21 protein-coding genes, 3 pseudogenes and 1 other annotated feature are annotated in these 22,608 nt (G+C 55.4%); of the genes and pseudogenes, 20 read left to right on the forward strand and 4 right to left on the reverse strand.

Translation table 11 applies throughout. The features are described from left to right. Positions 1–144 precede the first annotated feature (144 nt). From rplT to FEM41_RS16160, 12 genes and pseudogenes are all read left to right on the forward strand, one after another. Complete coding sequence (rplT, locus tag FEM41_RS16105; protein ID WP_000124850.1) at positions 145–501, forward strand: 50S ribosomal protein L20; 357 nt, start codon at positions 145–147, stop codon at positions 499–501. Positions 502–621: 120 nt separating this feature from the next. Beyond that, positions 622–746, forward strand: a sequence feature (Phe leader region). Then, positions 627–671 (forward strand): pheST operon leader peptide PheM, encoded by a 45-nt coding sequence (pheM, locus tag FEM41_RS16110; RefSeq protein ID WP_106120997.1) that lies wholly within the window; start codon positions 627–629, stop codon positions 669–671. Its footprint overlaps the feature before it by 45 nt. Before the next feature lie 61 nt (positions 747–807). Next, complete coding sequence (gene pheS, locus FEM41_RS16115; protein ID WP_138097219.1) at positions 808–1,791, forward strand: phenylalanine--tRNA ligase subunit alpha; 984 nt, start codon at positions 808–810, stop codon at positions 1,789–1,791. A 14-nt stretch (positions 1,792–1,805) separates the two neighbouring features. Then, positions 1,806–4,193: a phenylalanine--tRNA ligase subunit beta gene (pheT, locus tag FEM41_RS16120; protein ID WP_138097220.1), complete on the forward strand. Its 2,388-nt coding sequence runs from the start codon at positions 1,806–1,808 to the stop codon at positions 4,191–4,193. A 4-nt stretch (positions 4,194–4,197) separates the two neighbouring features. Continuing rightward, positions 4,198–4,497, forward strand: a complete 300-nt coding sequence (gene ihfA / locus FEM41_RS16125) for an integration host factor subunit alpha (RefSeq protein WP_138097221.1) — start codon at positions 4,198–4,200, stop codon at positions 4,495–4,497. Positions 4,498–4,773: 276 nt separating this feature from the next. After that, on the forward strand, positions 4,774–5,217 hold the full coding sequence (locus tag FEM41_RS16130; RefSeq protein WP_138097222.1) for a DcrB-related protein: 444 nt from the start codon (positions 4,774–4,776) through the stop codon (positions 5,215–5,217). A gap of 11 nt (positions 5,218–5,228) precedes the next feature. Then, complete coding sequence (locus FEM41_RS16135; RefSeq protein WP_138097223.1) at positions 5,229–9,437, forward strand: RHS repeat-associated core domain-containing protein; 4,209 nt, start codon at positions 5,229–5,231, stop codon at positions 9,435–9,437. Further along, positions 9,415–9,753 (forward strand): DUF7716 domain-containing protein, encoded by a 339-nt coding sequence (locus FEM41_RS16140; protein ID WP_421804472.1) that lies wholly within the window; start codon positions 9,415–9,417, stop codon positions 9,751–9,753. Before FEM41_RS16135 ends, FEM41_RS16140 begins: the two co-directional genes overlap by 23 nt. Positions 9,754–10,015: 262 nt before the next feature. Continuing rightward, positions 10,016–10,735 (forward strand): annotated as a pseudogene (locus FEM41_RS24945) (RHS repeat-associated core domain-containing protein); the annotation flags it as partial. A 394-nt stretch (positions 10,736–11,129) separates the two neighbouring features. Continuing rightward, positions 11,130–11,609, forward strand: coding sequence for a hypothetical protein (locus tag FEM41_RS16150; protein ID WP_138097225.1), 480 nt, complete (start codon positions 11,130–11,132; stop codon positions 11,607–11,609). A 107-nt stretch (positions 11,610–11,716) separates the two neighbouring features. Continuing rightward, positions 11,717–12,259 (forward strand): annotated as a pseudogene (locus FEM41_RS16155) (RHS repeat-associated core domain-containing protein); the annotation flags it as partial. A gap of 8 nt (positions 12,260–12,267) precedes the next feature. Next, positions 12,268–12,651: a hypothetical protein gene (locus FEM41_RS16160; protein WP_138097226.1), complete on the forward strand. Its 384-nt coding sequence runs from the start codon at positions 12,268–12,270 to the stop codon at positions 12,649–12,651. Between the two features lie 55 nt (positions 12,652–12,706). Here FEM41_RS16160 and FEM41_RS16165 read toward each other — a convergent pair whose 3' ends face one another. After that, the gene (locus FEM41_RS16165) at positions 12,707–12,889 is read right to left on the reverse strand and encodes a SymE family type I addiction module toxin (protein ID WP_138097227.1); all 183 of its coding nucleotides are present in this window, start codon (positions 12,887–12,889) and stop codon (positions 12,707–12,709) included. 22 nt (positions 12,890–12,911) lie between these two features. Here FEM41_RS16165 and FEM41_RS25105 point away from each other — a divergent pair. The 8 genes and pseudogenes from FEM41_RS25105 to FEM41_RS16205 all read left to right on the forward strand — a co-directional run. Continuing rightward, positions 12,912–13,142 (forward strand): annotated as a pseudogene (locus FEM41_RS25105) (hypothetical protein); the annotation flags it as partial. After that, on the forward strand, positions 13,066–13,581 hold the full coding sequence (locus tag FEM41_RS16175; RefSeq protein ID WP_168198738.1) for a hypothetical protein: 516 nt from the start codon (positions 13,066–13,068) through the stop codon (positions 13,579–13,581). The pseudogene FEM41_RS25105 and the gene FEM41_RS16175, both read left to right, overlap by 77 nt. Before the next feature lie 572 nt (positions 13,582–14,153). Then, on the forward strand, positions 14,154–14,450 hold the full coding sequence (locus tag FEM41_RS16180) for a hypothetical protein (protein ID WP_138097229.1): 297 nt from the start codon (positions 14,154–14,156) through the stop codon (positions 14,448–14,450). A gap of 160 nt (positions 14,451–14,610) precedes the next feature. Beyond that, a complete protein-coding gene (gene btuC, locus FEM41_RS16185; RefSeq protein ID WP_138097230.1) occupies positions 14,611–15,591 on the forward strand; it encodes a vitamin B12 ABC transporter permease BtuC in 981 nt (326 codons plus the stop codon). 17 nt (positions 15,592–15,608) lie between these two features. After that, positions 15,609–16,160, forward strand: coding sequence for a glutathione peroxidase (locus FEM41_RS16190; protein WP_138097231.1), 552 nt, complete (start codon positions 15,609–15,611; stop codon positions 16,158–16,160). Then, positions 16,157–16,906 carry a vitamin B12 ABC transporter ATP-binding protein BtuD gene (gene btuD, locus FEM41_RS16195; RefSeq protein ID WP_138097232.1) on the forward strand — a complete coding sequence of 250 codons (750 nt, stop codon included), beginning with the start codon at positions 16,157–16,159 and terminating at the stop codon, positions 16,904–16,906. The genes FEM41_RS16190 and btuD overlap by 4 nt, the downstream gene beginning before the upstream one ends. An 80-nt stretch (positions 16,907–16,986) precedes the next feature. After that, on the forward strand, positions 16,987–17,451 hold the full coding sequence (locus FEM41_RS16200; RefSeq protein ID WP_138097233.1) for a C40 family peptidase: 465 nt from the start codon (positions 16,987–16,989) through the stop codon (positions 17,449–17,451). 81 nt (positions 17,452–17,532) lie between these two features. Next, positions 17,533–18,978: a protein adenylyltransferase SelO gene (locus FEM41_RS16205; RefSeq protein ID WP_138097234.1), complete on the forward strand. Its 1,446-nt coding sequence runs from the start codon at positions 17,533–17,535 to the stop codon at positions 18,976–18,978. 33 nt (positions 18,979–19,011) lie between these two features. On the opposite strand, the gene FEM41_RS16210 is transcribed toward FEM41_RS16205, so the two are convergent. The 3 genes from FEM41_RS16210 to ppsR all read right to left on the reverse strand — a co-directional run bounded on the left by FEM41_RS16210 (position 19,012) and on the right by ppsR (position 22,355). Continuing rightward, positions 19,012–20,058, reverse strand: a complete 1,047-nt coding sequence (locus tag FEM41_RS16210) for a 3-deoxy-7-phosphoheptulonate synthase (protein ID WP_138097235.1) — start codon at positions 20,056–20,058, stop codon at positions 19,012–19,014. 209 nt (positions 20,059–20,267) lie between these two features. Then, complete coding sequence (locus tag FEM41_RS16215) at positions 20,268–21,314, reverse strand: 3-deoxy-7-phosphoheptulonate synthase (protein ID WP_138097236.1); 1,047 nt, start codon at positions 21,312–21,314, stop codon at positions 20,268–20,270. Between the two features lie 207 nt (positions 21,315–21,521). Then, positions 21,522–22,355, reverse strand: coding sequence for a posphoenolpyruvate synthetase regulatory kinase/phosphorylase PpsR (ppsR, locus tag FEM41_RS16220; protein ID WP_138097237.1), 834 nt, complete (start codon positions 22,353–22,355; stop codon positions 21,522–21,524). Positions 22,356–22,608 lie beyond the last annotated feature (253 nt).

The following is a 22,608-nucleotide window of genomic DNA, read 5'->3' on the forward strand; positions in this document are numbered from 1 at the left end:
AATAGATTTCGCATTGTCGCCAGGCGGCAATTGAGGGAATCCCTGAGCTTACTGAAGTAAGTGACTGGGATGACCGAAAGCAGCCAACGCCGCGAGAATGTGAAAGATGAAGGGTAAACAGAATATAGATACAGGAGAGAGCACATGGCTCGCGTAAAACGTGGTGTGATTGCACGTGCACGTCATAAAAAAATCTTGAAGCAGGCCAAAGGCTACTACGGTGCACGTTCTCGTGTATACCGCGTTGCCTTCCAGGCTGTTATCAAGGCTGGTCAGTATGCTTACCGCGACCGTCGTCAGCGTAAGCGTCAGTTCCGCCAGCTGTGGATTGCACGTATCAACGCTGCAGCCCGTCAGAACGGTATTTCTTACAGCAAGTTCATCAACGGCCTGAAGAAGGCGTCTGTTGAGATCGACCGTAAGATCCTGGCTGACATCGCCGTATTCGACAAAGTGGCTTTCACCGCCCTGGTCGAAAAAGCGAAAGCAGCGCTGGCATAAGTCCAGTGAGAAGAGGGAGCCTGTCTCCCTCTTTTCGTCTCTAAGCGAATCAATTCATTGACATTTCATACCGCAAGCCGTTCAATAGGCGCGGTAAAACAGTTTATGACAAGGTAACTGCAAGCATGAACGCTGCTATTTTCCGCTTCTTTTTTTACTTTAGCGCCTGACTCAGGGGGGCTTTACGCGTAAGAAAAGAAACGGAAAGTACGCTAAAAGGCCTCCTGAATGGAGGCTTTTTTTTTACAGATTATTCGCACTCAGACCCATGACTCCGGCGGGCTCCGCCGGCATAAGAGGAAAACCATGTCACATCTCGCAGAGCTGGTTGCCAATGCGAAGGCGGCCATAAACGAGGCCCAGGACATTGCGGCGTTAGATAACGTTCGCGTTGAATACCTGGGGAAGAAAGGGCAGTTGACCCTTCAGATGACCACCCTGCGTGACCTGCCGCCAGCCGACCGCCCGGCGGCCGGTGCGGTGATCAACCAGGCTAAAGAACAGGTCCAGCAGGCGCTGAACGCCCGCAAAGAGACTCTTGAGCGCGCGTTGCTGAATGCCCGTCTGGCGGCGGAAACCATCGATGTTTCCCTGCCGGGGCGCCGCATTGAGAACGGCGGCCTGCATCCGGTGACCCGCACCATCGACAGGATTGAACACTTTTTTGGCGAACTGGGCTTTACCGTGGCGACCGGCCCGGAGATTGAAGATGACTATCACAACTTCGACGCCCTGAATATTCCGGGTCACCACCCGGCGCGTGCCGACCACGATACCTTCTGGTTCGACGCCACTCGCCTGCTGCGTACTCAGACTTCCGGAGTACAGATCCGCACCATGAAGCAACAGCAGCCGCCGATCCGCATTATCGCTCCCGGCCGCGTCTATCGTAACGATTACGACCAGACCCACACCCCGATGTTCCATCAGATGGAAGGGCTGATCGTCGATAAAGACATCAACTTCACCAACCTGAAAGGGACGCTGCACGACTTCCTGCGCAACTTCTTTGAAGAAGATCTGCAGGTGCGTTTCCGCCCTTCCTACTTCCCGTTTACTGAGCCTTCCGCCGAAGTAGATGTGATGGGTAAAAACGGCAAATGGCTGGAAGTATTGGGCTGCGGCATGGTGCATCCTAATGTACTGCGCAACGTGGGGATCGATCCTGAAGTCTATTCCGGCTTTGCCTTCGGCATGGGGATGGAACGTCTGACCATGCTGCGCTACGGCGTCACCGATCTGCGCGCCTTCTTCGAAAATGACTTACGTTTCCTCAAACAGTTTAAATAAGGCGGGACTGGCTAATGAAATTCAGTGAACTCTGGTTACGCGAATGGGTGAACCCGGCGCTGGACAGCGAACAGCTGGCCGGGCAGATCACCATGGCCGGTCTGGAAGTGGACGGCGTAGAGCCGGTGGCGGGCGAATTTACCGGCGTGGTAGTCGGTGAAGTGATGGAGTGCGCACAGCATCCTAACGCTGACAAGCTGCGGGTCACTAAGGTGAACGTGGGCGGCGATCGTCTGCTGGATATCGTCTGCGGCGCCCCTAACTGCCGCAAAGGCCTGAAGGTGGCGGTGGCGACCGTGGGCGCGGTACTGCCGGGTAACTTTAAAATCAAAGCGGCGAAGCTGCGCGGCGAGCCTTCAGAAGGGATGCTCTGCTCCTTCTCTGAACTGGGGATCTCCGACGATCACAGCGGCATTATCGAACTGCCGGCCGATGCTCCCATCGGCACCGATATCCGCGACTATCTGAAGCTGAACGACACCACCATCGAAATCAGCGTGACCCCAAACCGCGCTGACTGCCTTGGCATTATGGGCGTGGCGCGCGATGTGGCGGTGCTGAATCAGCAGCCGCTGGTCGAGCCGGAAATCGCCCCCGTCGCGGCCGCCACCGATGAGACTCTGCCGATTCAGGTGGATGCCGCCGAAGCCTGCCCGCGTTATCTTGGCCGGGTAGTCAAAGGTATCGACGTGACCGCGCCGACCCCGATGTGGATGAAAGAGAAGCTGCGCCGCTGCGGCATTCGTTCCATCGATGCGGTAGTGGACGTGACCAACTACGTGCTGCTCGAACTGGGCCAGCCGATGCATGCATTCGATAAAGACAGGATCGAAGGCGGTATTGTGGTGCGTATGGCGAAAGAGGGCGAGAAACTGACCCTGCTGGATGGTAACGAAGTTCAGCTCAATGCTGACACTCTGGTGATTGCCGACCACCAACAGGCCCTGGCTATGGGCGGTATCTTCGGTGGTGAACATTCTGGCGTGAATGGCGAAACCCGTAACGTGCTGCTGGAGAGCGCCTTCTTCAATCCGTTGGCGATTACCGGCCGCGCTCGCCGTCACGGTCTGCACACCGATGCTTCGCACCGCTATGAGCGCGGCGTGGACTACCAGCTGCAGTATAAAGCCATGGAGCGCGCCACCCGTCTGCTGACGGATATCTGCGGCGGTGAAGCGGGCCCGATTATCGACGTGACCCATGAAGCGCATCTGCCGAAGCCGTCCACTATCTGCCTGCGTCGCAGTAAGCTGGATCGCCTGATCGGTCACCCGATTCCTGACGCTCAGGTTGGCGATATCCTGCGTCATCTTGGCTGTGAGGTAACCGAAGGTGAAGGGGAGTGGCACGCGGTAGCGCCGTCCTGGCGTTTCGATATTTCAATCGAAGAGGATCTGGTGGAAGAGGTGGCCCGTATCTATGGCTACAACAATATTCCCGATATGCCAGTCCAGGCTTCCCTCGTGATGGGCAACCATCGTGAGGCCGATCTTTCCCTGAAGCGTATGAAAGGGATGCTGGTGGACAAAGGCTACCAGGAAGTCATCACCTACAGTTTCGTCGACCCGAAAATTCAGCAGTTGCTGCATCCGGGCGAAGAGGCGCTGATGCTACCGAGCCCTATCTCCAGCGAAATGTCGGTGATGCGTCTGTCGCTGTGGACCGGCCTGCTGGGTGCGGTGGTGTATAACCAGAATCGTCAGCAGAGCCGGGTGCGTCTGTTTGAAAGCGGCCTGCGCTTTGTGCCTGATACTCAGGCAGACTTGGGGATTCGTCAGGATCTTATGCTGGCTGGCGTTATCTGCGGTAACCGCTATGAAGAGCACTGGGACCTGGCGAAAGGCAGCGTTGATTTCTACGATTTGAAAGGCGATCTGGAGTCGGTTCTGGAACTTACCGGAGATTTGTCTGAAATTGAATTCCGCGCAGAAGCTAATCCGGCCTTGCATCCTGGCCAAAGTGCTGCCATTTATTTAAAAGGCGAACGCATTGGTTTCATTGGCGTTGTCCACCCGGAGCTGGAACGTAAGCTGGATCTGAACGGCCGCACGCTGGTGTTTGAGCTGCTTCAGGAGCGGATCGCGAACCGTCGCATACCGCAGGCGCAGGAGGTTTCGCGCTTCCCGGCGAACCGTCGCGACATCGCCGTTGTGGTGTCTGAAAGCGTTCCCGCAGCAGATGTTCTCAATGAGTGTAAGAAAGTTGGCGTAAATCAGGTAGTTGGCGTAAACTTGTTTGACGTGTACCGCGGTAAGGGCGTAGCCGAAGGTGATAAGAGCCTGGCCATTAGCCTGATCCTTCAGGATACCACCCGTACACTCGAGGAAGAGGAGATTGCCGCCACCGTAGCTAAATGCGTAGCGGCATTAAAAGAGCGATTCCAGGCATCATTGAGGGATTGAACCTATGGCGCTTACAAAAGCTGAAATGTCAGAGTATCTGTTTGATAAGCTTGGGCTTAGCAAACGGGATGCCAAAGAGCTGGTGGAGCTGTTTTTCGAAGAGATCCGCCGCGCACTGGAGAACGGTGAGCAGGTGAAGCTCTCTGGCTTTGGTAATTTTGACTTGCGCGACAAGAACCAACGGCCCGGACGTAATCCGAAAACCGGTGAAGATATCCCCATTACGGCGCGCCGTGTGGTGACCTTCCGCCCCGGGCAGAAGCTTAAGAGTCGCGTCGAGAACGCAACGCCGAAAAACGACTAACTCAGTCCTGACTAAAAAGGCCGCACTGCGGCCTTTTTCCTGCGCCGCGTACGGGTGCTCTGGCATCGGTACGCGGCGGCGGGGCTGTTCTCGCTTTCAGCTCACCGGACCTGTTCCGATGCTGCCGGATTCATGCGCCCGCTGTATGGCGCATTTGCTGTTTTTTACCCCCCGTTTTCCCGTCAGGCCCCGCGCCATCAGCCCGCAGTAGAAAATGTTAAAAGTTTGTGGCAATCTGATGCCCTTGTTCATAACTAACAGGGACAGCCATACCTTATGACTTCAGAAACAGCGCGCTGCCTGTTCAGCGAAGGGAGCGTGGCGCTTCCTGAAGGCTACCAGGATCGCACGGTCAACATTTTTCCCCCGCCCGCGGCGGGTGATGCGGCATTCAATATCTCACGCGATACTCCGGAACCCAACGAAGCACTGGCTGACTATATCGAACGCCAGCTTGGGCTGATGAAGACGCATCTTAAAGGCTGGAAAACCCTGGCGCGTGAAGCGGTCAGGCTGGGCCATGATGGGCCGCAGGGAGAATGCCTGCACGCCAGCTATCTGCGCGGCGCCGAGCGAATCTGGCAGCGTCAGGCGGTATTTTTAACCGGGCCCGATAAGGTGCTGGTCTTTACGCTCTCGAAAAATACCGAACTGAGCGCTCAGGATGAAAAAGCCTTCAGCGAGCTGCTCGCCAGTTTTCACTCACACCCACAGAAGTAAGGATCCCCTGAATGTTTGAAGCGGCGCGCGTCGACGATCAAATCGGACACTCCCATGCCCTGGCCGGCTTGATCGGCGGCACTATCGTTGGCGGGTTACTTGCCGCGGCAGGAGGGTTCGCGTCCCGGGCGCTGCTGATAGCCGGAATGGGGGCCTCCTGCCTTGGCGTGGGTCTTCTGCTGGTTGGGGCTGCTCTGCTGGTGGGGTGGGCGTCGCTTGAACTGGGCACCTCGGCTCGTGACAGTATGGCCCAGTCCGGTGCCGACAGTCTCAGTCCGGAAGGGCCGATCGTCACCGGCGCCCGCGACGTCTTCATCAACGATAAACCTGCCGCCATCGCCACGACCAGCATGGTGGCCTGCGGGCGCGATGGCCCCAGTATGCAGATGGCGCAGGGCTCCTCGAAGGTGATCATTAACGATATGCCTGCTTCCCGTAAGGGGGATAAAACCAACTGCGACGCGCAGGTAATGGAAGGCTCTGCGAATGTCATTATCGGCGGGGAAGCGGTCACCACGCTGCCCATTACCCCGGAGGTCTCTGAAAACTGGTATAAAGCCTCCGATCTGACGCTGTTTTTCGCCAGTCTGGCAGGCTTTGGCGGTGCGGGTGCCGCCGCCGGTAAGCTGGCGAAGCTTATCCAGAAAATGCCGGGCATCGGCAAGCTGTCGCGCATTCTCTGCCGCGGTAGCTCGCTGCTGATTGGCGCCACGGCGGTGGGGATTGTCGCGCGTCCGGTAGAGATTATCTCCGGGCAAAAATTCCTGAGCGACGACGATGAGCTCGATTTCGTGCTGCCTTCCGCGCTGCCGGTACGCTGGCAGCGCTACTGGCGCAGCGGTAATCCCGGCGACAGCGTACTGGGCCGCGGCTGGAATCTGTTCTGGGAAACGTCGCTCGAACGCCATGAAGAGGGGCTGGTCTGGCGTTCGCCAGAAGGTGACTATATTTCGTTTCCGCTGGTGGAAAAGGGGCACCGGACCTGGTGCCAGCCGGAAAAACGCTGGCTGGAGCACCACCGGGACGGCCACTGGACGGTGTATGACATCAGCGGTGAAGTCTGGCACTATTCGGCTCTTTCTGGCGAAGGGCGCGCTACGCTGACCCATATCGCCGATCCCTGCGGTAATCGCACCGATTTTGAATGGCGCGACGACGGACGCCTACAGGCTCTGACCGACAGCGTCGGGCAGCGGGTGATTTGCCGCTATCGCGACGGACGTCTGAGCGGCGCCTGGCTGGACGATGAAATTTGTCTGGCAGGCTATGATTATGACGGCGAAGGGCAACTCATCACGGTAACGGGCCGCGGCGGTAGCGTGCTCCGCCGCTTTGGTTGGGCTGACGGGCTGATGATCAGCCACGAAGACGGCAACGGCCTGCGCAGCGACTACCAGTGGCAGGAGATAGACTCTCTGCCCCGGGTGGTGGTTTACAGCAACAGCGCCGGTGAACGCCTGAACTTTAGCTACAACTTTGAAACCGGGGTGCGCAGCGTGGAGCGTGAAGACGGCGCGCGCGCGGCCTGGCTGGTGGACGACGATGATAACGTCGCCTGCTATACCGACTTTGACGGGCGTCAGACTCACCTGCTGTATGAACAGGGGGAACTGAACGCGGTACTGCTGCCCGGCGGCGCCATGCGTAAAAGCCAGTGGGATGACTACGGCCGTATGCTCAGTGAAACCGACGAGCTGGAGCATACCACCCTGTATCAATGGCACCGCCAGAGCGACCGGATGGCACGCATTACCGGGCCGGACGGCGCCAGCGAAAGTGCGCAGTGGGACGAACGGCTGCGGCTGATCAGCGAAACTGATGCCGCAGGCGCGATCACCCGTTATCACTATCCGAATGCTGAGACCAGCCTGCCTGAACGTATCACCGACCCGCTTGGCGGCGAAGTGCAGCTTCGCTGGAATCGCCAGGGGCTGGTTACCCAACGTACCGACTGTTCCGGCAGCGTGACCACCTTCGACTATGACCGCTTTGGGCAGCTACTGTCCTCCACCGATGCCGAAGGCAACACCACCCGCCGCGAATGGAACGCTGCCGGGCAGTTAGTCGCCATCGAACTGCCGGACGGTAGCCGTGAAACTTTGCGCTGGAACGCCCACGGTCAGATAGAGCGCTGGCGCGATGCGCTGGAAAGCGAAGTCCGGCTGCGCTGGAACGCGCTGGGGCAGCCGGTCAGTATGACCGATCGCCTGAACCGCACCCGACGCTGGCATTACGATCCGCGCGGCAACCTGACTCGCCTGGAAAATGGCAACGGTGCCGACTACCGCTTTGAATACGATCCGCTGGGGCGCCCCCAGCGTGAGATCCGCCCGGATGAAACCTCGCGCCAGTTCAGCTACGACGAAGCGGGCTGGCTCAGCATGGTGCGCCATGGCGGCCAGCCGGACGCCGACGGCGAACAGCCGGTAGAGGTGCATCTCTATCGTCATGATGCTGCGGGTCAACTGATCTGGCGCGCTCACGATCATGCCGGATTCCACTACACCCGTGACGAGCTTGGCCGGTTGATTGGGGTAGAGCGACGCCCCACTGATGCCGGTGCGGCGTTGGGCATTGAGTTCGATAGCGTGACGCTACGTTATGATAAAGCGGGGAACCTGTGCGAAGAGGCGGGTGCCGGAGGGGCGCTGGGTTACGACTATGACGTGCTCGGCAACCTCAGCGCCCTGACCCTGCCGGAAGGTCAGCAGCTAAGCTGGCTGCGCTATGGCTCCGGCCACGTCAGCGCGGTTAAATTTGGCCAGCGGCTGGTCAGTGAATTCACCCGTGACCGTCTGCACCGTGAACTGAGCCGCAGCCAGGGCGCCCGATTGCAGACCCGCGGCTACGATGCCCTTGGGCGCAGGACCCGTCAGCGTAGTCAGCTCACCGGAGAAGTCACACTGCCGGAACAGCAGCTACTGGAACGTCTGTACCGTTACAGCGGCCGCGGCGAGCTGACAAGCGTCAGCGATACGTTACGTGGCGAACTCCATTTCGGGTACGATGCCGAAGGGCGGCTGCTGAAACATAACGAGCCGAGTCAGGGGCTGACGGCGCTGAAATTTAGCTATGACGACGCTGACAATCTGCTGGAGCGTGACGCCATGATGCCGCCGCAGCCGGTAAGCAATAACCGGCTGGGCCAGTGGCAAAACCTGTTCTTTCGTTATGACGCGCGTGGCAATCTGATTCAGCGCCGTCACGGTCTGCATCAGCAGCACTATAGTTACGATGCCGATAACCGACTGATTGCTGCCAGCGGCACCGGGCCGGAAGGAAAATTCACCGCCCGTTACCGCTACGATGCCCTGGGGCGCCGTATTGCGAAAGCAGTTACCACCCAGCGCGGCACGGTGGAAACCCGTTTCCTGTGGGAAGGCTGGCGTCTGCTGCAAAGCCGGGAAGGGGAGCGATGCGCCACTTATCTGTACGATCCGAACGAGACCTGGAGCCCGCTGGCGCGGGTCGATCACCCTGCTCAGGCACAGGACGGGGAATGCTACTGGTTTACTGCCGATCTTAACGGCGCGCCGCTGGAAGCCACCGACGCCGATGGCGCCGTGCGCTGGAGCGGCCAGTACGGCAGCTTTGGTGAAGTCAGCCACCAGACGGCGGAAAGCTGGGCGCTGCGGCAGGGCAAACCGACCATTAACCAGCCGCTGCGCTATGCCGGGCAGTACGCCGACAGTGAAACCGGTCTGCACTACAACCTGTTCCGCTACTACGACCCGGGCGTGGGGCGTTTTACCACTCAGGATCCGATAGGGTTGCAGGGGGGGCTGAACCTGTATCAGTATGCGCCGAATCCGCTGGGGTGGGTGGATCCGTTGGGGTTATATAAAGGTGAAGGACAAAGAGGATTAGGTAAGTACCATGTATTCCATGAACATCGGTTAGGGCCATCAGAATATACCCTTACAGATAAAGAGCACTTTAGTCGAGCGAATGAATCAGTGCATCAGCGGTTGCAGGTCGACTCAGAGTTTAAGCGAGAGTTGCAGACAAAGTATCCCGGTGTAGTGGAGCATGTTCAACCTATGAGAAACGGGAAGTATAGAGGTTCATCACCAAAAGGTATGACTTGGCATCACGGTGATACACCAGGTTCCCTCCAACTTGCTGATTTCAACGATCACAAGAGTTATCATAAAATTTATCACCCTGATGGTACTGGTGGTCGTAATAAATGGGGTGGTGGAACTGCCTGTCGAAAATAGCGAGGTAATGATGGTTACTTTTTTAGGTTTTAAGGAACTGCTGAATAGTTACAAAACGCTACCAGATGTAGGATGGTTGTACGTTGATGAATCATTTAATCTTGGTTCAAAAGATGACATAGTTAACGGGCGTTACTATCTTGCTGAAAATGAAGATGAGGAGATGGATTTTGAAGAAAGTTACGGAACTTTTTTAGAGTCCCCTATTTTTAAAGCAATAGTGGATAATACCTTAGATCATCACCCAGATTCTGGAGAAATTGATTTTCTAAACGCCACGCTTTATTACCTTGAAAATGATGATTTTTTAGATTAATAATCAACCGGACGTGATACTGATTGTCACTTCCGGTTTTTACCCATCAGCTAGTATTCTACCGGCGTCAGGTTATGGTTATTCAGGGAGCCATGAGGTTGACGATCTTTACCATCACTAGACATCCGGTATCAAACCTCGCTTCCCTGGCCAGTGCAGGCTGGGGCTGCGTGAATAGAGGGGGGCGGTGATATCCCTGCGGCTCTCATGGCGGATACTGACATAGCCGACCTTGTACATATTCTGGAGTGCAACACCATAGCCGGTAAGCAATAACCGGCTTGGCCAGTGGCAAAACCTGTTCTTTCGTTATGACGCGCGCGGCAATCTGATTCAGCGTCGTCACGGTCTGCATCAGCAGCACTATAGCTACGATGCCGATAACCGACTGATTTCTGCCAGCGGCACCGGGCCGGAAGGAAAATTCACTGCCCGTTACCGCTACGATGCCCTGGGGCGCCGTATTGCGAAAACGGTCACCACCCGGTGCGGCACGGTGGAAACCCGTTTCCTGTGGGAAGGCTGGCGTCTGCTGCAAAGCCGGGAAGGGGAGCGATGCGCCACTTATCTGTACGATCCGAACGAAACCTGGAGCCCGCTGGCGCGGGTCGATCACCCTGCTCAGGCACAGGACGGGGAATGCTACTGGTTTACTGCCGATCTTAACGGCGTGCCGCTGGAAGTCACCGACGCCGATGGCGCCGTGCGCTGGAGCGGCCAGTACGGCAGCTTTGGCGAAGTCAGCCACCAGACGGCGGAAAGCTGGGCGCTGCGGCAGGGCAAACCGACCATCAACCAGCCGCTGCGCTATGCCGGGCAGTACGCCGATAGTGAAACCGGTCTGCACTACAACCTGTTCCGCTACTACGACCCAGGCGTGGGGCGTTTTACCACTCAGGATCCGATAGGGTTAAACGGCGGGCTGAATCTGTATCAGTATGCGCCGAATCCGCTGGGGTGGGTGGATCCGTTGGGGTTGAGCTGTACTCCATCAAAGGGATTTAGTCGAAGAGACAGGATCACTAAACGTTGGGTAGAGCGCTTATCTGGTAAAAAGCCAGAAGATGTTCATGATAATTTGACAGGCAAAGGATGGCAGGTTACTCATCCTCAGTCAGGAAACCAGAATGCTATTCAGCATACAGTATATGTTAAAACAACTAAGTCTGGATCAACATATAAACTGGACTACCATCCAGGAGGCTCTTCATCTCAACCAAATATTCATGGTAATGATTATTGGAAAGTTTATAAGGCGAATGGTAAAGGTGCTGATGAAGTATTAGGAAGAATAGGCCACGAAGGGTTTAAAAATTACGATCTTATTAACGATTCGCCTGTCTATGTTGACGGTGTATTGATGAACGGTGGATGATATGATTGATATTTATGCAGATATAAAAAGCTATACATCATTGGGGGATATTGAAATTAATCAATATGTTGATTGTTATTCTTCTGAGCTTCATGGAAATTTCAATGTTGTTGTGAAAGAATATACAATTCCTTTCCCTTCGAATGAGAAAATGTTCGGATATAGTTTAAATAATGGTGTAATAGTTTTTTCGACTACTGCTGATGGGAAAATTGTATCTGTGGGTTGTAATGAGGATTATAAAGGAAAATATAAAGATAAAATCTACTCAGGAATAACTATGGGGGAGTTGCTGGCTTTGACAAGTAATCAAAAAATATTAAATGGTACTATTATTGTTGATGACGACTACGGTATGGCATTGACATTGCCTTCACCCTATAATGAAATTGCTGACTATATAAGTCATATACCACATGATTTAGAGTTAAATGAGATCTATGTTTCTGATTATTCATTCTGGGACTTGAATAGGAAATGATTTTTGTTTTTCACTGGGGGGTAAGTAGTTTACTTTTCTGGAAGAAAATATAATGTCTATGCTTTAGCGCAATGGATTAAGAAAACTCCCGCAGAATCAGTAGCATCAACCAGCCGCTGCGCTATGCCGGGCAGTATGCTGATAGTGAAACAGGTCTGCACTACAACCTGTTCCGCTACTACGACCCGGGCGTGGGGCGTTTTACCACTCAGGATCCTATAGGGCTGCAGGGCGGGCTGAACCTGTATCAGTATGCGCCGAATCCGCTGGGGTGGGTGGACCCGTTGGGGTTGGCTGCGTGTAGTCCAAATAAGAAAACAACGTATGAAGGTACGAGTCGAAGAGATGCATTTAGGCAGGCTAAGCGTGATGCAGGAATACCTAACAATCAGCAACCTTTTGAAATAAGTCGAGCTAAATTAGGCGATGGATATGGTGATTTTGTGCGTAATAAGGATGGTATTCCGATAGAAACTCGACAATATCATTTTAAAGATAGGAATGGCTCAATAATTATTATTCAAGAGCATAGTCTGGGTCATGCGAAAGCAACACCTTTACATGGCGCAGAGCCACATTTTAATGTGAGGCCTGTGGGGAATTTAAACACAGGTGATATTTCTGGGACTCATGGTCATTACAATTTTTAGGTAACAATATGAATATAATAGAATTAATAGGGAATAAGTTCTTACTGTCGCTTTTTCCTAAAGGCGTTGAAGAGAACGTGCTTATAGGACAGGTTTCTCTTGATCTGGCAGATAGAATTATGTTGGGAATACATATAACCCAGCCCCCTGCAAATACTGTTACTAAATGGGGGGTGTGGGGTAAAGATTATAATGTTATTGTAATTAATGTTTTGGCCCAATTTATATCTAAGGCTGATATAATTAATTGGCCTTCTGTACAACCAGCTCCTTTGATTTTAGAGAATAAAGATGATGGTACATATGCGATTACTTCCAAAGGAGATGATTGGAGTATAACCATTGAATTAAAAGCATTAACTTTTCAGCGTTGCGATGTATATTGTATGTAAGTAGATGCCGGAAAGATCTCGCGATCTTTCCGATGTTTTTTTAGCTGTCAGTCGTCTACCCTGTCGTCAGGAGCAGGCAACCCATTTCGATCTTTACCGCCACTGAACATTCGGCATCAAACCCCGCTTCCCTGAGCCAGTCCCCCTTGAGGTGCAGGCTGGGGCTGCGTGAATAGTGGGTGGCGGTGATATCCCTGCGGCTCTCATGGCGGATACTGACATAGCCGACCTTGTACATATTCTGGAGTGCAACGCCATAGCCGGTAAGCAATAACCGGCTGGGCCAGTGGCAAAACCTGTTCTTTCGTTATGACGCGCGCGGCAATCTGATTCAGCGTCGTCACGGTCTGCATCAGCAGCACTATAGTTACGATGCCGATAACCGACTGATTTCTGCCAGCGGCACCTACTCTTATGATTTTAAAACAGAACGCTACGGTAAAGTTCCAGCAGATAGTTCAGGAGGCCATCATATATATTATGACTACTAATGGAAAAGAAGTGTTAAAGAAAAAAATAGCCTTGAATAAGGTGGTGGCATTTTTTGAAGATGTAGAGGGTGTAAGTGATATAGACTTCATTGAACATGAGAGGGGTGATTTTGATAAATATTTTGAAAAAATAAAAAAAATTTTTGGTTACCAGCGAGAAATTAAACCTACGCAGGAGGTTTGCCTGAAATTGATTGGTGATGGAGTTATAAAGTGGCAGGTGGAATGCCTGAGCAGTATAATTGGTAGGGAGGTTTTTATAGATGCTAATGAATACTATTTTGTAAGGTTTAAAATATTTGACGGGATGCTTTTTATAAAAAGCATTTGCTCTTTGAATGGGAATAATGACTTAATTTTGTTTGTTAAATCACCAAGAAAAATACTAGCATTTAGTGATGATGAATATACGATATCATTTTATGAAGAAATGATATGATTCTTTTTTCTTGAACCTGCACTGAAATAGAGTTCACTAATTATAAATAAACCAGGATCCTGTGGCATGATAGTACTTTAGTGAGGTGATCTTACCCACCAATAGTGGACACGTGACTAAGTGAGTAAACTCTCAACCAGAGCTCGCTCACATGACAAAACCAGTATCAGCCAGTATTCTACCGGCGTCAGGTTATGGTTATTCAGGGAGCCATGAGGTTGACGATCTTTACCATCACTAGACATCCGGTCTCAAATTCCGCTTCCCTGCCAGTCCCCCTTGAGGTGCAGGCTGGGGTGGCGGTGATATCCCTGCGGCTCTCATGGCGGATACTGACATAGCCGACCTTGTACATATTCTGGAGCGCAATGCCATAGCCGGTAAGCAATAACCGGCTGGGCCAGTGGCAAAACCTGTTCTTTCGTTATGACGCGCGCGGCAATCTGATTCAGCGTCGTCACGGTCTGCATCAATGGTGAGCTAACAAATATTAATAATGACAGAGTCAAGGTCACCTGGAGTAAGCGAGTTAAAGCAAGGACAACAAGCTGTTAACTAATGAGGTAACTGATATGGTTCATGTGAAAATAGTTTGGGTTTCATTTCAAGAAGGAGGACGAAAATCTGTTCCTCCTGAGGGACGGTATTTTTCGGTTGCCCGATTTCCTGACGACATTAACTGGCAAAATAATGCGTGGAGTGTTGTTTTTGAACTGGAGGCGCCTGAAGAATCTATTGATGAGACGGTTAGCTATGGCACAGTAAAGTTTCTTGTCGATAATGCCCCTACCGAAAAAATGGCTGAATTCAGCTCCTTTGATATTTATGAAGGGCCTAAAAAAGTTGCTCAAGTTATCATTCTGGATTGATTAGCGTCGATAATTATAGCCTAAAAATTGAGTCATGCTGCATGATTGCAAGGAGGGATAAGCCTTCTTGCTGGTCACGTACTGGATCTCCTTCATCCCTTCCCACCCAACCAAACTCCCCGTAAAATCAACCCCCTGTGCCATCAGGATAAGCCGTTCTATGCTGCCATTTATTGTCCAACAACGTCGTCGCGAGCGCCGCTGGCTGTGCGGGCTGGCGCTGCTGCTGCTGTGCGCTGCGGCCCTGAGTCTGTGTGCCGGGGAGCAGTGGATCGGGCCTGGCGCCTGGTTTAGCGATGCCGGTCGGCTGTTCGTTGGCGAAATTCGTCTGCCGCGTACTCTGGCCGTGGTGCTGGTGGGGGCGGCGCTGGCGGTGAGTGGAACCGTGATGCAGGCGCTGTTCGCGAATCCGCTGGCGGAGCCGGGATTACTGGGCGTCGCTAATGGCGCCGGGATGGCGCTGGTGGGTGGCGTATTGCTGGGCGGCGGTATGCTGCCAGGCTGGGGGCTGGGGCTGCTCGCCATTGCCGGCGCGCTGCTGATTACCCTAATTCTGTTGCGCTTTGCCCGTCGTCGGCTTTCCACCAGCCGCCTGCTGCTGGCCGGAGTGGCGCTGGGCATTATCTGTAGCGCTCTGATGACCTGGGCGGTCTACTTTTCTACCAGCGTCGACCTGCGTCAACTAATGTACTGGATGATGGGCGGCTTTGGCGGCGTCGGCTGGGAGCAGGGCTGGTTGATGCTGGCGCTGCTGCCGGTGCTTGTCTGGCTGTGCATCCGCCCGTCGCCGCTGAATCTGCTGGCACTTGGCGAGACCTCCGCCCGTCAGTTGGGGCTGCCCATCTGGCTGTGGCGTAACCTGCTGGTCAGCGCCACCGGCTGGCTGGTGGGAGTCAGCGTGGCGCTGGCTGGCGCTATCGGCTTTGTTGGCCTGGTGGTGCCGCATATCCTGCGGCTGTGCGGGTTGACCGATCACCGGGTTCTGCTGCCGGGAAGCGCGCTGGCCGGGGGCGGCGTGCTGCTGCTGGCGGATATCGTGGCACGCCAGGCGCTAAGCTCCGCTGAACTGCCGATAGGGGTGGTGACCTCTACCCTGGGCGCGCCGCTGTTTGTGTGGCTATTATTAAGGGCCAGATCATAACTAACATCGAGGATGCTATGCAGGATATTCTGAATACCGAAGTGACGACGATTGAGGGCGAAAAGACCCTCCTGACGCGCTGGCAGGGCGATGTGCTGCTGATCGTCAACGTGGCCTCGAAGTGTGGGCTGACGCCGCAGTATCAGCAGTTGGAAGCGCTCTATAAAGCCAGGCAGATGCAGGGCTTTAGCGTGCTGGGCTTTCCCTGTAACCAGTTTCTGGGGCAGGAGCCGGGCGACGAACATGAGATCAAAGCCTTCTGTAGCACCAATTATGGCGTAACCTTTCCGCTGTTCAGCAAGATCGAGGTCAACGGCCCGGGGCGCCATGCGCTCTATCAAAAGCTGATTGCCGCCGCCCCCCAGGCCGTGGCGCCGGACGGCAGCGACTTTACCAGTAAGATGGAAGACAAAGGGCGCGGCGCGCAACAGCAGGGCGATATTCTGTGGAACTTCGAAAAGTTTCTGGTGGGGCGCGACGGTCAGGTGATTCAGCGCTATACGCCGGATACCTCGCCCGAAGATCCACAACTGCTTCACGACCTGCAACAGGCGCTGACCCGCGAATGACCGCATTGCTGCAACTGCAGGACGTTGCGCTGGCGGGAAGGGTCGGCCCTATCAATGCGCAAGTTCAGCCCGGGGAGTTACTGCATCTGCTGGGGCCCAACGGCGTCGGAAAAAGTTCGCTGCTGGCGCTGATGGCTGGGCTGGAGCAGGGGCAGGGGAATATCGATTTCGCCGGGCAGCCGCTGGCCGCGTGGTCTGCACCGGCGCTGGCGGCGCGGCGGGCAATACTGTGCCAGCAGCAGATGCCGCCTTTCGCCATGCCGCTATGGCACTATCTGCAACTCCATCAGAAAGCGGGGCAGGAAGAAGCGGCGATGCTGACTGTCGCCGAATCCCTGTGGCTGAGCGATAAACTGACGCGCCCGGTGTCGGCGCTTTCCGGCGGTGAATGGCAGCGCGCCCGGCTGGCAGCGGTGCTGTTGCAGATAGACCCCAACACTAACCCTCATGGGCAGTTGCTGCTGCTTGATGAACCGATGAACAGCCTGGACGTTGCCCAGCAGGCGGCGCTGGACAGGCTGCTGAGCAAACTGTGCCGCAGCGGCGTGGCCGTGGTCATGAGCGGCCACGACCTTAATCACAGCCTGCGCCACGCCGGGCGGGTATGGCTGTTGCACAACGGTCGTCTGGCGGCTTCGGGGGCGCCGGAAAGCGTGCTGACCCCTTCGCGGCTGGAATCGGTTTACGGTTTACCCTTTCGTTCCCTGGAGGTTGAAGGCACAAATCTCCTGTTAACCTGTCATTGATAGTTGTAACCACTTGCCAGCCTTGGGTTTTCAGGGCTACATTAGGCCGAAATTAACGAGGCCAGAGGAATTGCCTGAAAATGCGGCTGTGGTTACTGTTAGTGGCAATCTTAACCCTTGCGGGCTGTGGGCATCATCAGGCGCCGCCGCCTAATCCCCGCCTGTCGGACTCCATCACCGTTATCGCTGAGCTTAATGAACAGCTCAATAACTGGCGCGGCACGCCCTATCGCTATGGCGGAATGAGTCGCAGCGGCGTTGACTGTTCCGGCTTTGTGGCAATGACCTTCCGCGATCGCTTCGAAATGCAGCTGCCGCGTGAAACCCGCACTCAGGCGGAAATCGGCACCCGTATCGATAAAGAAGAGCTACTGCCCGGCGATCTGGTGTTCTTTAAAACCGGCGGCGGAGATAACGGGCTGCACGTGGGCATTTACGATACCGACAACCAGTTTATCCACGCCTCCACCAGTCGCGGCGTGATCCGCTCCTCTCTTGATAACGTTTACTGGCGTAAGAAGTTCTGGCAGGCCCGCCGCCTGTAGAGCCGGTAACCCGCCAATAACCCTGCGTAAACTCCGTGGTTAAAGCGCCTCTCTGCCACTACACTGGCGGCAGGAGGCTCCATGACTCATAACCCCCATTTCGATAATAGCTGGCATGACCAGCTGGCGGGCTTTTACAGCGCCCTGAACCCCACACCGCTGGATAACGCTCGCCTGCTCTGGCATAACCCGGCGCTGGCGGCGGAGCTGGCGCTGGATCCGCAATACTTTACCGGGCCCGATGCAGGCGTGTGGGGCGGTGAATCACTACTGGCCGGTATGCAGCCGCTGGCCCAGGTCTATAGCGGCCATCAGTTCGGCGTCTGGGCCGGGCAGCTCGGCGACGGGCGCGGCATTCTGCTGGGCGAACAGCGGCTGGCGGACGGTCGTCGTTATGACTGGCATCTGAAGGGGGCCGGGCTGACGCCCTATTCGCGTATGGGGGATGGCCGGGCGGTGGTGCGCTCCACCATTCGCGAGGCGCTGGCGTCAGAGGCGCTGCACCATCTTGGTATCCCCACCACCCGCGCCCTGACGGTGGTCACCAGCGATACTCCGGTCTGGCGCGAACAGCCCGAACGCGGGGCCATGCTGATGCGTATTGCCGAAAGCCATCTGCGCTTTGGTCATTTCGAACATTTTTACTACCGTCGCGAGCCGGAAAAGGTGCGCCAACTGGCGGATTACGCTATTGAACGCCACTGGCCGCAGCTGGCTCAGGAGGCGGATCGCTACCTGCTGATGTTCCGGGATGTGGTGGCCCGCACCGGGCGGCTGATCGCCCGTTGGCAGTGCGTGGGCTTTGCCCACGGGGTGATGAATACTGACAATATGTCGCTTATCGGGCTGACTATCGACTACGGCCCATACGGCTTTCTGGATGACTATCAACCCGGCTTTATCTGTAACCATTCGGACTGGCAGGGGCGCTACGCCTTCGATAATCAACCCGCCGTGGGGTTGTGGAACCTGCAACGACTGGGGCAGTCCCTGTCGCCGCTGGTGCCTGCGGCTCAGCTCAATGATGCGCTGGATGGCTATCAGGCAGCGCTGATGAGCGAGTACGGACGCCTGATGCGCGACAAGCTGGGGTTGATGACGCCACAGGCGGGCGATAACGAACTGCTGTCCGGGCTGCTGGCGCTGATGGAAAAAGAGGGCAGCGACTATACCCGCACCTTCCGGCTGCTGAGCGAAACTCAACAGCAACAGGCGACGTCTCCGCTGCGCGACGAGTTTATCGACAGACAGGCGTTTGACGACTGGTTCAGCCGCTACCGGGCGCGGCTGGTGCAGGATGAAGTCAGCGATGAAGCGCGGCGCACGGCCATGCGCGCCGCTAATCCGGCGCTGGTGCTGCGTAACTGGCTGGCGCAGCGCGCCATCGAACAGGCGGAGCAGGACGATCCCCGCGAGTTCGAATGGTTACTGGCGGCCCTGAGTCACCCCTTTGATGACCGGGACGATGACTACGTACAGCGTCCGCCGGACTGGGGCAAGCGGCTGGAAGTGAGCTGCTCCAGCTAAATCCGGGACGCAGTCGCCTGGCCGCGCTATAGCTCAGAAACGGCTGTCCACCGCCCGGGCCAGCATCTCCAGCAGCTGTTCGCTCTGTTGCCAGCTCAGGCAGGGGTCGGTAATGGACTGGCCGTGCACCAGCGGTTTCCCGGGTTTAATGGTCTGGTTTCCCTCTTCCAGGAAGCTTTCCGCCATTACGCCCGCAACCGCCCGCGAACCGTCGCGGATCTGGGCGCAGATTGATTCGCAGACCTCCAGTTGACGGCGGTGCTGCTTCTGGCAGTTGGCATGGCTGAAATCCACCACCAGATGTTCCGGCAGGCCGAATTTACGCAGCTGTTCTGTGGCCGCAGCGATATCTCCGGGATGGTAATTGGGCGTTTTGCCGCCGCGCATAATGATATGACCCCAGGGGTTGCCGCTGGTCTGGTAGATGGTCATCTGGCCATTTTTGTCCGGCGACAGAAACATATGGCTGACCCTGGAGGCGCGAATGGCGTCCACGGCAATACGGGTATTGCCGTCGGTACCATTTTTAAACCCTACCGGGCAGGAGAGCGCGGAGGCCATTTCCCGGTGAATCTGACTTTCGGTAGTACGTGCGCCAATGGCGCCCCAGCTCACCAGATCGGCAATAAACTGGCCGATCACCATATCCAGGAATTCGGTGGCGGTGGGAACCCCAAGGGCATTGACCTCCAGCAGCAGACGGCGTGCCACTTCGATACCGTGATTAATACGGCAACTGCCGTTCAGATCGGGGTCGGAAATCAGCCCCTTCCAGCCCACCACGGTGCGCGGCTTTTCGAAATAGGTGCGCATTACGATCTCCAGCCGTGACTGATAGCGTTCGCGCAGCGGCTGGAGCCGTCGGGCATAGTCGAGAGCCGCTTCGGGATCGTGAATGGAGCAGGGGCCAATGATCACCAGCAGGCGCGGATCTTCGCCGTTCAGGATTCGGGCGATACGCTGACGCGCGGCATCAATGTGCTGCGCAACGGCGGGGCTAACCGGATGACGGGCGGCCAGTTCGGCAGGCGCGATGAGTCTGTCGATGCGCGCGCTGCGCAATTCATCAGTCTTATTCATGGGATATCTCGGGATCCTGGAAGGAGGTGAATGGCGTTTTATTCATCTTCATGATAAATGATAATCAATTACACAATGATAATTATTATCATCTTCGATTGAGGGAGCGGCAAGCGTTATTTGTGATAATTTTGTGAAATGCGGGAAAGTTGAGCGCTACGGCGGAGGATGAAGGAATGATGCGCAGGCAAATGCCTGCGCAGGGGGGATCAGAAGCGGCTGTCCACCGCCCGGGCCAGCATCTCCAGTAGCCGTTCGCTCTGTTCCCAGCTCAGGCAGGGGTCGGTAATGGACTGGCCGCGCACCAGCGCTTTTCCGGGTTCAATCACCTGGCTTCCTTCTTCAAGGAAACTTTCCGCCATTACGCCGGCGATGGCGCGTGAGCCATGACGAATCTGCTCGCAAACAGACTCACAGACCTCCAGCTGGCGGCGGTGCTGCTTCTGGCAGTTGCCGTGGCTGAAATCCACCACCAGCTGTTCCGGCAGGCCGAATTCGCGCAGGCGCTCCGCGGCGGCGGCGATATCAGCGGCGTGATAATTGGGGCTTTTACCGCCGCGCATAATGATATGACCCCAGGGGTTGCCGCTGGTCTGGTAGATGGTCATCTGGCCATTTTTGTCCGGCGACAGAAACATATGGCTGACCCTGGAGGCGCGAATAGCGTCCACCGCAATGCGGGTATTGCCGTCAGTACCGTTCTTGAAGCCGACCGGGCAGGAAAGGGCAGAGGCCATTTCGCGATGCACCTGGCTTTCGGTGGTACGCGCGCCGATGGCGCCCCAGCTAATCAAGTCGGCAATAAACTGGCCGATCACCATATCCAGAAATTCAGTGGCGGTGGGAACCCCAAGGGCATTGACCTCCAGCAGCAGGCGGCGCGCCACCTCAATACCGTGATTAATGCGGTAGCTGCCGTTCAGATCGGGATCGGAAATCAGCCCCTTCCAGCCCACCACGGTGCGCGGTTTTTCAAAATAGGTGCGCATCACGATCTCCAGCCGCGACTGGTAACGTTCGCGCATGGCCTGAATACGCCGGGCGTAGTCGAGAGCCGCTTCGGGATCGTGAATGGAGCAGGGACCGATAATGACCAGCAGGCGCGGGTCTTCGCCGTTCAGGATACGGGCGATGCGCTGCCGGGCCGCGGTAACCTGGGCTGCGGTTTCCTGTGTCAGGGGGTGGCGCTGCGCCAGTTCGGCAGGCGTCACCAGGCGGTCGATGTGCGCGGTGCGCAACTCGTCTGTTTTATTCATTGGTGTCTCAAATTGGGTGCTTCGCTGCGGCGGAACTGCCGGGAAGTGATGGCGATCACGATAAACCAATTGATGCTGAATTCAAGCGTACAATCAGGTTTATCTGCCAGTTGTGCGCAACCATAACACAGAATGTTGCATCCGTGTACTAGTTTGATGGTTCGGGAGGGGAAGGTGGATAATGCCCCGGAATTCGGGGCCGGGGGCTCAGTACATCCGGCGGCTGAGGCCCATAATATCCATGATTCGGGTAGCGATCTCTTCAACCGAGTAATTGGTGCTGTTGAGATAGTGGATTTGATGCTTGCGATACAGCGCTTCCACCTCCGCCACTTCCATCCGGCACTGACGCATCGAAGCGTAGCGGCTGTTCTCACGGCGTTCTTCCCGAATAGCCGCCAGTCGCTCGGCATTAATGGTCAGGCCGAACAGCTTATGCTGCAGCGGTCGCAGCGCCGCCGGAAGTTGCAGGTTGTCCATATCGTCGGCAATAAAGGGGTAGTTGGCGGCGCGAATGCCGTACTGCATCGCCAGATAGAGGCTGGTGGGCGTTTTTCCACAGCGTGAAACCCCCAACAGAATCACCTGGGCCTGATCGAGATTGCGCATAGAGACGCCGTCGTCGTGGGCCAGAGTGTAATCAATGGCGGCAATGCGCGCGTCATACTGGGTAATATTGCCGGGATTCAGTCCGTGGGTTCGATGGGCAATGGGGGTGGGATCGAGCTTAAGTTCCTGCTGTAACGGTCCCACCAGTGCCTGGACAATATCTTGACAGAAGCCTTCGCATTCCAGAATGATGGCGCGAATTTCCGGTAGCACGATGGAATAGAAGACCAGTGGTCTTACGCCGGTCTGCTGCCAGAGCGCATCGATCTGTTCCTTCACCGCCCGGGCCCGGCTTTCGGTTTCAACAAAAGGCAGCGCAATGCTGTTGATGGTGACCGGGAACTGCGACATCACCGCATGGCCCAGTACCTCTGCGGTAATGGCGGTGCCGTCTGAAATATAGAAAACGTGGCGGTCGGCGTAGTTGTCCATGGCGGCTTCCTGTAAATCAAAAGAGACAGAAGTATAAATTAAATCAAATCAATAGCGAGTGAAATAGTCTTAATGGAATAAACTGAAATGCCGTTTTTATTTTTTATGAAAACCGGAATTCATTTCTGTTAATTTTAAGAAAAGCCCGATGCAAATAATGATTGGATTGATAATCAACGGTTTAGCTTAATCAGGTATCTATCCGAAAAAATCATCTTTTTTTGTGGCTTGAACGATTCACCGTTTTTCCCCG

The organism is Jejubacter calystegiae (assembly GCF_005671395.1).
In the GTDB taxonomy this organism is placed as follows: domain Bacteria; phylum Pseudomonadota; class Gammaproteobacteria; order Enterobacterales; family Enterobacteriaceae; genus Jejubacter; species Jejubacter calystegiae.